This window comes from Corynebacterium sp. UMB4614, from assembly GCF_030217065.1.
In the GTDB taxonomy this organism is placed as follows: Bacteria; Actinomycetota; Actinomycetes; order Mycobacteriales; family Mycobacteriaceae; genus Corynebacterium.
In genome coordinates, this window is the sequence record NZ_JASONC010000034.1 from 1 (window position 1) to 9537 (window position 9537).

The following is a 9537-nucleotide window of genomic DNA, read 5'->3' on the forward strand; positions in this document are numbered from 1 at the left end:
ACAACACAGGAACATAGCGTTGATCACACAATAAAAACGGAGCTTTCTTGGCTCCCGCCCCAAGTTGCAACAGCACCACCCGTTCTATCTCGGCATCGATACGCTCCACGGCGTCATTGGACGGTGTAACGCTGTACTCGTTGCCTGATTCCGGTTCTGGCACCTCATCGGCGTTGTTGGCCTGGGCGCGAGCATGGAAGTCAGCAAAGCGCGCTTCGCGTTTAGCGGCAAAGCTGCGCATGTACTCACCCATGTCGGTGCCGAAAAACGGGTTATCGGTATCCGTTTGGGAAGGCTGGTTGACGAGTTTGGTCAGCTCCCAATCCTGCTTGGCCTGCCCAAACAGCGCCTGGGGTGTCTTATCGCCTTGCTCGCGCATTCCTGCGGACACCAGCAGGTCGCGGGCGTATTCGTCAGACTCACGACGGATAATCTGGCTCACCTGGCCATGCCCGGTCTCGGTATCTCCCGGCTGGGTCTCGGCGATATAGAGGAAGTTGCCCTCACGCCCACGGGTCATAGGAACGTAAACACTGGACTTATCTAGGTTGCCCACACCAGCAACAACGCGGGCCACATCCACGGTCGCGCCTTGGGAACTATGCCCAGTAGCGGCATAGCCCAGCTGGGTGTGTTTATCGAGGTAGTCGCGGTTTAGTGTCACAGTGGCTAAATCATCATCACACCGTCGGGCCGTAATGGAACCGTCTTTCCCGATGGAATCAACGACCCAGCGTTGACCATTGCGGACAACATCGCCGTTGCTGGTCACCAACTTCGCATCGTTGCGACGAGTCAGGATGACATCACCGACACCGGCTGTCAGTCCATCGGACAGACCTAGGCGGTGCTCAGGGTTAATCTCGCCGCGCTCGGCGCGAATCTTCTGCGCCGCAGCATTGAGCGCAGTGACCTGGTCGCGGGTTGCTGCAACCAGCAAGGACTGCTTTCCTGCGGCAGTATCATCACGCCACCCGGCCAACGCATCGTCCATCATTGCCGTAACCGATCCTGCGTGCAGGCGCTTGTTCTGCATGTACCACTCGGCGGCACGAGAAACGTCTGCTTCCTCGCCACCGCGCAGCCACTTCGATGCTTCACGCTCACCCGCATCACGCTGGCGGAACACCTCGCGTAGCTCAACGGCATCAGGCAATTCATGAGACAAGGTAGCCAGCAAGCCAGAACGAGCTTTCACCGCCGAGTATTGTTCTGGGTCTCCCACAAAGACCACGCGCGCGCCGGCAGCAGTGGCAGTCTCCAGCACACGGATCGTATCGGGGTTAGACACCATACCGGCTTCATCAACAACCACAACGGTGTCCCGGTTCCAGCCCAGCTTCACCGCTGTATGCTCCGGTATCAGATCGTCTGTGCCAACAAAAGCACGCGCAATCGTCATGGATTCATCAGCCACATTCTCACCGACCATCACATCCGCCGCCTTGCCGGTGGGAGCTAGACCAATAACATGCTTGCCCGCCATATTCCATGCGTGATGTGCAGATTTAAGTGAAGACGTTTTACCGGCACCAGCCGGTGCGACCACCACAGAAGCCAAATAGTCAGAGCCGACAACCGCGCGCATAGCATCAGCCTGCGCAGGCGAAAGCTCACCCTCAACCGGTTGAATCGACTCGGCGGTAACCCCGCGCTCCACGCGCGCGGTAGCCATATCAACGCCACGTTCAACCTCGTCGACCACCTCGACAGTGGTGTACTTCTGCGAACCTTCACGCTGGGTACTATCCAGCTCGCGGGACTTCTCCGGGGTCACCGACCATGTACCGTGCGCAGCCAACGCAGCATCAACCAGCCCCTCAACCGTAACCGTCATATCCTCCGGGGATATGGCACCGGGGCGGATAAGTTCTGCTACTATCTCGGCTACATCAGCGCGGGTAAACGTGGAGCGTTCTGCGGCAACTTCCGCCAAAATTTGGGACGGTTTCGGCAAGAAATCCTCGGAAGATTCACGCGCATCTGCTTCATTTTTCGGCTCAAGTCCGGCCACAAACTCACGCACCTGCGCGCCGTGTTCAGCACGCGCCCACTCGATTTCCAACTCCTCTAGTGGGGTGTCGGTGTCCTTGGTACGCCGGGTAATTTTCTGCGCGATACGCTCATAGGCCGCACGGGTTTCAAGCCCATTGTCGGCCTGCCACTGGTCGATTTCACGCGCCCTGGTCGAGTACGACGCAATCAATTCTGGGTCATCAAGACCGACAATTTCAGCGCATCCATTGACCACGTCGCCGAACTCCACGCCGAGTTTCTGGCTCAAGATTTCACGCACCGTGGCTTGATACACCATGCCTGCCGCGCGCGCCTCATGGTACAAACTCACCCCATCGAGCGTGCGAACTTTGCCGTCTCGGCATAGCTGTTTATTCGCCAACAACACGTGTGAATGCACGTGCGGGTCGCCCGCACGTGAAGTGCGGTGCTCGTATTTCACGCCCGAAATACCCGCCAACTTTTCAACGACAAGACGTTTTCCGGCCGGCTCTTTTACTTGCTTTCGCGTGTAGCCGGCATGCTCCGACAAGTAATCCAGCGCCTGGGATACTGCCGCCTGGTGGGCCTCATCGACGATGCCACGCACGTCAGAATCTGCACCCATACCCCACAACAAGGAGACAGATTTCGGCGCACAAAAAGTCAGATCGAAGCCTGGAACACTATCCTTTCGCGGAGCATTTCCAAGCCCCGCACCGCTCGGAGCAACCGCCTTATTGAACCAATTCTCAACCGTTTTTCCCGACACAATCGCACCGTTGTCAGTGCCCAAAAATGCCGAAACCTCGGAGAGTTTTTCACCCCGAAGCCACACCGAAGCCGGTTGCTTTCCGTCCTCGGAATAGTACGAATCCGGCCCCCGATTCTCATCAACCGTGGACTGATAATAGGCCACGGAATGTGCACCCATCTTCGCGATAGTCAGCACGCCGCCACCTCCTGTCAATCACCACGGCGACCACCTGGACACCCCATTGGGCAACTTGTTGCAAATATAGCAGGGAGATTTCACAGAGAGATTTCTTCGGCAACTGACTTTTCGTCTTGGAGGGCACCAGAAAGTGTGAAAAGCGTTGGCAGGGGCGCCGCCGGGAACCGGCGGTCGGGGTCGGAGGTCTAAGAGACCGTGGCGTTGATTCTGGATACCGATGACGAGATTTTCATCGCGGCGGACGCCGCGGACATGGCGAAGCAGCTTGTCGGCCTCCTCTACGGCGGGTGAGGCACAGCAGAGCGTCGCTCCCGTGCCGAACGACGCCATCAAGATCATCTCCGGCCCCGCGAAGCTGGACGAGACGAAGGAGTGAGGACCATGTCCGACCAGAACATCAACATCAAGCTCGACCGCGGCGGCCCCGAGAACCACGCCTGGACGGTGCTGGGCACCCTGCTCGCCTGCGGCGCTGTCGGCATGGCCGCCTGGGCGATCTCCAACGCCGGAGCCCTGGACCTGGCTGCGACCGGCCTGTTTTTCTTCTTCATGCAGCTCATCTCGATGATGCTCAAGGCGGGGCTGATCGTCGTCCCGGAGAAGAACCGGAAGGACTTCGGCGAGACGCGCGGCCTGCTCAAGACCGCCTGGCGCGAGTTCCAGGAGTTCCAGGGCCGCTCGCCCATCTGGCGGATGGCGCTGCTGGCGCTCGGCTTCACCGTCGGCTACATGATCTTCCGCTGGGGACTCTCGGTGGCGCTCGGCATCTTCAGCAACGTCTGGATCGCCGGAGCCGCCTCGGCGCTCATCGCGTCCTTCATCGTCGCGCCGCAGCTGTTCACGAACCTGGTCTCGAAGATGAAGACGAAGTCGGGCCTCCAGGTGAAGACGACCACTGGTACGCCCGATGCCGAGAGGGGTGACGTCTGATGACGAAGGCGGCGATCACGACCATCGGCGCAGCACTGCTGGCCGCCGCTGCTCTCGCGCTCAGCGGGTGCAGCTACCCCGGCGACGACGAGGACCGCGCCGCGTTCCATGCCGAAGCGCAGGATCCAGTCCCCTCGGCACCGGCTACCGAGCCTACCGAGCCGGAGACCCCGGCCGAGGAGACCGGCGACGAGAGCACCGAGGAAGGCGGCCAGGGCGAGAAGTCGGGCGCAACCGCGGACCTGGGCGTCGAGGACGGGCATGTCCAGTATCTCCGCGCGATCCAGAACTTCTCGCCCGCGCTTGAGCGCTGGGTGCTCGACGAGGAGGCGGGCGAGGTCACCTACGGGATCGTCAACTGCGCCGGCCAGACGAAGTCCGAGGGCGTCGCCACCCTCGAGCGGGTCGACGGCGGCGATGGAGCAGCGTTCGAGGCGACGTGGATCGGCAAGTCGCCGTTGGAGAACGTCGCGGCGGAATCGATACGCGTCGAGATCACCGAGGACACTTTGAAGAACTTCGCGGACGTTGCGACGTCCAGGACCGACATCGAGGCGAGCAACGTCGCTTCGATGTGCGCCGAGGTCGGCGAGACAGCCGCCGACTTCGTCTTCTGAGAATGACCACAAGAACGCCCCCAGATCTACTCCGGGACCTTCTCCGCGCGAGCAGGGTCGGACGCGACTCGGGAACAATGGTGCCGTGGCAGATTTCGACCTCCTCTGCGCGGCGCTTGTCTCCGCCCCGAAGACACCATCGAAGGTCTCGTCGCGGACGTTCCGAAGCTCCGGCACGACGAAGCCTGATCGTCGTCGTCCCGAGAAGATCTAGGCTCGTCCGGCGCGAAGGGCGATGAGGGCTGCTTCTACGCGGTTGCGCGCTTCAGTCTTCCGCAGGATCGCGGAAACGTGCACCTTGACGGTGCCGGGAGCGAGGTGCAGCGCTTTCGCGATCTCAGCGTTCGTCTCTCCTTGGCTGAGCCGGATCAGAATCTCTCGCTCGCGAGCCGTGAGGCGTTCGAAGCGTTCGACGGCGCTCGCGTACTGGGTGTACGTCGTCGAGACGCCGGAGTCGAGCAGACGCCGGGCGACCGAGGGCGAGAAGAACGCTCCGCGACCGGCGACGGCGTGCACACCGGCGATCAGCTGGCGCGGATCGCCGGACTTGAGGACAAACCCGTCTGCGTCGAGCCGGATGGCCTCGGCGATGTAGTCGTCCTCCCCGAACGTGGTGACGAACAGGCAGGGGAGCGCGCTCCCGTCGGAGCGGAGCCGTTGCAGCGCGTCGAGTCCGCTCATCCCGGGCATCTGGATGTCGAAGAGGGCGACGTCGAGACGGTGCGCGTCGATCTTGCGCAGGGCCTCTGCTCCGTCGGCGGCCTGGGCTACGACCTCGATGGCGGGATCGGTGTCGAGGATCCCGACGATGCCGGTCCTCACGAGGGGGTCGTCGTCGGCGACCAGGACTCTGACCGGGGCCTCGGTCGCTGTCATCGTTGTCCTCCTGCGATGTACTCGGTGCTGGAGACCTCGTCCTGCGCGAAGCAGATCCGGTACACGTCCCCGGCAGCGTCGTCAAAGGTGTTCGCGGTCACGGCGTAGTCGTGGCAGTCGTCCGGTCGGTTCTCGCCCCGCCTGGCCGGCAGCTCGTGGCCGGGCAGGATCCGCTCGGTCTCCGCCCGCGCGTCTCCGACGCTGATGCTTGAGAAGGCCCCTGCCGACAGCAGCGCGCGGTGGTTCTGCACCACCGTCAGCGCCTCGACCGCTGCGAGCCCGACGACGACGATCGCCGCGGTCGAGGCGAGAATCAGTCGCTGGCGGAGCTTCGTTCTGCCGGTCGAGCTCTCATCGACGTCTCTCGTCGCCTCCACAGCGCGATCATCGTGCGTGCTCTGCTCCTGACGGCGAGTCGGGAGGACCGCAGAGAGGACGAACGCACTGTCCGTCTTCTCCGCGGCGAGTTCTCCGCCGTGGGCGCGGAGCTCACTTTCCAAAGTGCTCAGGCCCGTGCCCGCTGTGTGCGCGTCGGCAGGAGTCTCGCCGAGGGCGTTCTCGATCTTCAGACGCAGCTCGGCACCGACGTCGGCAGCGGTGATGTCGATCGGGGTGCCGGGAGCGTGCCTGCTTGCGTTCGTGATCGCTTCTTGTAGGACCCTCGTGACCTGCTCGCCTCCGAAGTCCTGCAGCCGCCTGGGTTCCGGCAGTCCTTGCACGGTGATGCGCGCACCGGCTGCGCGGGCCCGGGCCAGCAGTGCATCGACAGATGCTGCGCCCATTGGCAGCACGGGAGCGCCGGATCTGAGGTCGGAGACGGAGTCCCCCAGGCGTTCGACCGCGTGGGCGAGGTCGTTGCGGGCGTGTAAGAGCGAGGTGCGGGCGCTCTCGGGCAGTGCCGGGTCGATCTCGAGCCGTCCGAGATTGAGCGCGACGAGGCTCAACGAGTGGCCGAGGTCGTCGTGCAGCGACTGCGCGAGGGCGAGCCGGTCGGCGGTGGCGCGCTCCTTGAGCTCGGCCAGGCGCTGGACCTGCCGCAGCTCTCGCTCGCGGTCTGCCCTCCGCCCGAGGACGATGTACTGGCGCACGGCGAGACCGATCAGCCAGGGCACACCAGCGCGCATGAGCGCCGGGGGAAACTCCTCCGCGACGTAGAGCCAGTGCCCGTCGAGCCACGTGGCCCGGGCCATGCTCACGACGACCAGCACTGCCAGTCCTCCCAGGCCCGCGCGCGGACCCCTGGACCAGAGCCCGATTGCGATCGCGGCGATGCCGGTGAGCAGGGCCATGAAGAGGCCCGGCTCCGGCGCGGAGGCCAGCACCCCGAAACCGATCGCCGTTAGCGCGTCGACGCTCCGGCGCGCAGACAGACGATCAATTAGGGTCATGCGCTCCATTCTACCGGGGACCGTGGGCTCGCCGCCTCCCTCGATCGGGCGTGCGCAGCACCTCGCCGGTATGACCGTGGGCATAGACGAGTCGCCCCGCATGGCAGATTCTGAGGCCGAACCGCGTCCATAGCGTGGATTTCATGACTCACGAAACTTCGACGCGCACGCTTTCGACGTCGCGCAGATCCTCGTCCCGCCCCGTGCCGTGGCCCGCGCTGTTGATTGCCGTCGCAGCTCTTGCTGCCCTCGCTCTCGCGACGTATCCGGTGCGTGAGCGCCTCTTCACCGCTGTCGCCGGTCTCGCCGAGGGCTCGGCACTGGCCTCGGCGGTGGGATCCGTGGCCGAATTCGGTCTGCTTGCCCTCGTGGCGACCGCCGGCGTCCTCGCTCTCTGGTGCTGGCTGCGCGAGCGCCGGCGGTTCTGGCTCCTGGCGCTGGCTGGACTCGGCGTGATCACGGCCTACGGATTGAGCGAGGCCGTCAAGCTGCTGGTCGAGGAGCCGCGGCCCTGCAGCGTCGTCGACACTGCCACTGTGCTCAGCTGCCCCGGGAGCGGGGACTGGTCGTGGCCGTCGAATCACGCCGTCCTGGCCGCTGCCTTCGCCACCGCCTGCATCCTCGTCGTCCCCCGCCTCGCCTGGTTCGCGTTGCCTCTCGCGCTGGCGATCGCCGCCTCTCGAGTGGCCGCCGGAGTCCACTACGTCCACGACGTGCTCTCCGGTCTCGCGCTCGGTGCCCTCGTCGTCGCGGCCGTCGTCGCCGCGGCGTCGCCGGTGCTGGACCGGCGTCTGACTGGCGGACGGGACGGCCATCCGGATTCGGCCAGCCGGTCCCAGGGCGGGCGCGCATGATCGAGGTCGACCGTCTCTCGAAGCGCTACGGCCAGGTGACCGTTGTTGAAGGATTGAGCTTCACGGTCCCCGACGGATCCATCACCGGGTTCCTAGGCCCGAACGGAGCCGGCAAGTCCACGACCATGCGATGCCTCCTCGGGCTCCACAAGCCCACCACCGGAACCGTGCTCATCGACGGGCTCCCGCTGACCGCCCAGACGAGGCCGGCCGAGGTCGTCGGAGCCGTCCTCGACGCCTCCTGGTTCCACCCCGGCCGGACCGGACTGGCGCACCTGACGACCATCGCTGCTTCTGCCGGCCTACCCGACCGCCGCGCCTGGGAGGTACTCGAGGCCGTCGCGTTGACCCAGGCAGCTCATCGCAGGATCGGCGGCTACTCGCTCGGGATGAAGCAGCGCCTGGGGCTCGCGGCCGCCCTGCTGGGCAGACCGCGCAACATCGTCCTCGACGAGCCGATGAATGGCCTCGACCCGCAGGGGATGGAGTGGATGCGCGCCTTCCTGCGCGATGCCGCCGCGAGCGGCCACGCCGTCCTTGTCTCCTCCCACCTGCTCGGCGAGATGGAGACCCTCGCCGACCGCCTCGTCGTCATCGACAACGGCCGCTTGCTCGGCCAGTGGGACGTCGCCGATCTTCTGCACGCGCGCAGCCGCCAAGCGCTCCTCCGCACCGACGACGACGAACGCGTCGAGCAGGCTCTGCGCGGACTGCGGGTCCCCGTAACCGCACTGCCCGAGGGACTCTGCGTGACATTCGACGAGACGGTCCCCGACGCGCTCACGCTCTCGCGGACCTGCCGAGACCTCGACGTGCTCATCACTGCCCTGACGGACAAGCCGATCCGGCTGGAAGAGGAATTCCTCCGCCTCACCGACCGATCATCCGAAGCCGAACATGGCAAAGAAAGGCCCGAGCGATGACACGAGCATTGACAGCTGAGGTGCGCCGACTGCTCACCGTGCGCTCCACAGGCATCTTCGCTGCGCTGCTGATCGGCTGCTGCGTCGGCCCCATCGTCCTGATGGGCATCGTCTACGACCCGGCCTATCGAGGGCCGATCGACGCCGGTGATCTGGGCAAGTGCGTGAGCATCTTCCATGTGCTGGCCATCGTGTTCGCCGGCACACACACCGCGACCGAGATCAATGCGGGGTCGACGGCGCTGTCCTTCCTCACGCAGAAGAGTCGATGGGCCTCGTTGGTGGCACAGGCAGCGGTCCAGTGGGCGTTCCTCGCATTCGCGTACGTCGTCGGCATCGGCCTCGCGCTCGTCGCGGCGACGTTCTATCCCGACGGGCTGGCCATGTCGCCGCGAGGGTGGGCCTACCTCGCGGCCTACCTCCTCGTCGTTCTCCTGTGGGCGACGATGGCGACGGCGCTTGCCGTCCTCACGCGCTCCGTCGCGGTGTCCGTCGCCGCGCCGATCACGTGGATGCTCCTGATCGAACAGCTCGCGTCCATGGTCCCGATGCTCGAGGCGATCACGCCGTGGCTGCCGTTCAACGCCAGCCACATGCTCCTCGCCCAGGCACTTGGAGAGGCCCCTGCAGGCATGTCCGTGTGGCCTCCTGCCGTCGCGCTTCTCGTACCGGCACTCGGCCTGGCGGGCGCGGGGCTATGTGCCCATGTCCGACGGGACTCGGCGTGATGGGCAGGCCTGCGCCTCGCATCCGCCGCCCAAGACGGTTCGTGGCGTCGCAGGGCTGGGGCTGACTCACACCGCCGTTCAACAAACGGTCGTTGATGTGAACAGTGGTCCGGAGGAGCCGATCGCGAGCATTTCGCCGAGTGGGTGTTCACAAACCCGTTCAACTACATCTAGACTAGACAGAGGCAGTTGAAGGTGCTGTTGCAACTTGGGGCGGGAGCCAAGAAAGCTCCGTTTTTATTGTGTGATCAACGCTATGTTCCTGTGTTGT

At 64.5% G+C, this 9537-nt stretch carries 9 protein-coding genes; 6 read left to right on the forward strand and 3 right to left on the reverse strand.

The genetic code is table 11. The features are described 5' to 3' along the window. Positions 1-2947, reverse strand: a 2947-nt coding sequence (mobF, locus tag QP413_RS09575) for a MobF family relaxase (protein ID WP_284781560.1), incomplete at its 3' end; no start/stop codon positions are given. A gap of 375 nt (positions 2948-3322) precedes the next feature. On the opposite strand from mobF, the gene QP413_RS09580 reads away from it, so the two are divergent. The 3 genes from QP413_RS09580 to QP413_RS09590 all read left to right on the forward strand — a co-directional run bounded on the left by QP413_RS09580 (position 3323) and on the right by QP413_RS09590 (position 4711). After that, positions 3323-3880, forward strand: coding sequence for a hypothetical protein (locus QP413_RS09580; RefSeq protein ID WP_141741364.1), 558 nt, complete (start codon positions 3323-3325; stop codon positions 3878-3880). Next, a complete protein-coding gene (locus tag QP413_RS09585; RefSeq protein WP_066513015.1) occupies positions 3880-4497 on the forward strand; it encodes a hypothetical protein in 618 nt (205 codons plus the stop codon). The genes QP413_RS09580 and QP413_RS09585 overlap by 1 nt, the downstream gene beginning before the upstream one ends. An 85-nt stretch (positions 4498-4582) precedes the next feature. Further along, the gene (locus tag QP413_RS09590) at positions 4583-4711 is read left to right on the forward strand and encodes a hypothetical protein (protein ID WP_255357142.1); all 129 of its coding nucleotides are present in this window, start codon (positions 4583-4585) and stop codon (positions 4709-4711) included. Here the strand turns inward: QP413_RS09590 and QP413_RS09595 are convergent. Continuing rightward, positions 4708-5373, reverse strand: coding sequence for a response regulator transcription factor (locus QP413_RS09595; RefSeq protein ID WP_011867674.1), 666 nt, complete (start codon positions 5371-5373; stop codon positions 4708-4710). The genes QP413_RS09590 and QP413_RS09595 overlap by 4 nt on opposite strands. Beyond that, entirely contained in the window at positions 5370-6761 is a 1392-nt protein-coding gene (locus tag QP413_RS09600; protein WP_187440922.1) for a sensor histidine kinase, read from the reverse strand. Before QP413_RS09600 ends, QP413_RS09595 begins: the two co-directional genes overlap by 4 nt. 143 nt (positions 6762-6904) lie before the next feature. On the opposite strand from QP413_RS09600, the gene QP413_RS09605 reads away from it, so the two are divergent. Genes QP413_RS09605 through QP413_RS09615 form a run of 3 tightly spaced genes read left to right on the forward strand, consistent with a single transcriptional unit; the run spans position 6905 to position 9266 of the window. Continuing rightward, entirely contained in the window at positions 6905-7615 is a 711-nt protein-coding gene (locus tag QP413_RS09605) for a phosphatase PAP2 family protein (RefSeq protein WP_080972059.1), read from the forward strand. Next, positions 7612-8538, forward strand: coding sequence for an ATP-binding cassette domain-containing protein (locus QP413_RS09610; protein ID WP_011867677.1), 927 nt, complete (start codon positions 7612-7614; stop codon positions 8536-8538). The genes QP413_RS09605 and QP413_RS09610 overlap by 4 nt, the downstream gene beginning before the upstream one ends. Beyond that, positions 8535-9266 (forward strand): ABC transporter permease, encoded by a 732-nt coding sequence (locus QP413_RS09615; RefSeq protein ID WP_066513013.1) that lies wholly within the window; start codon positions 8535-8537, stop codon positions 9264-9266. Before QP413_RS09610 ends, QP413_RS09615 begins: the two co-directional genes overlap by 4 nt. Positions 9267-9537: the final 271 nt, after the last annotated feature.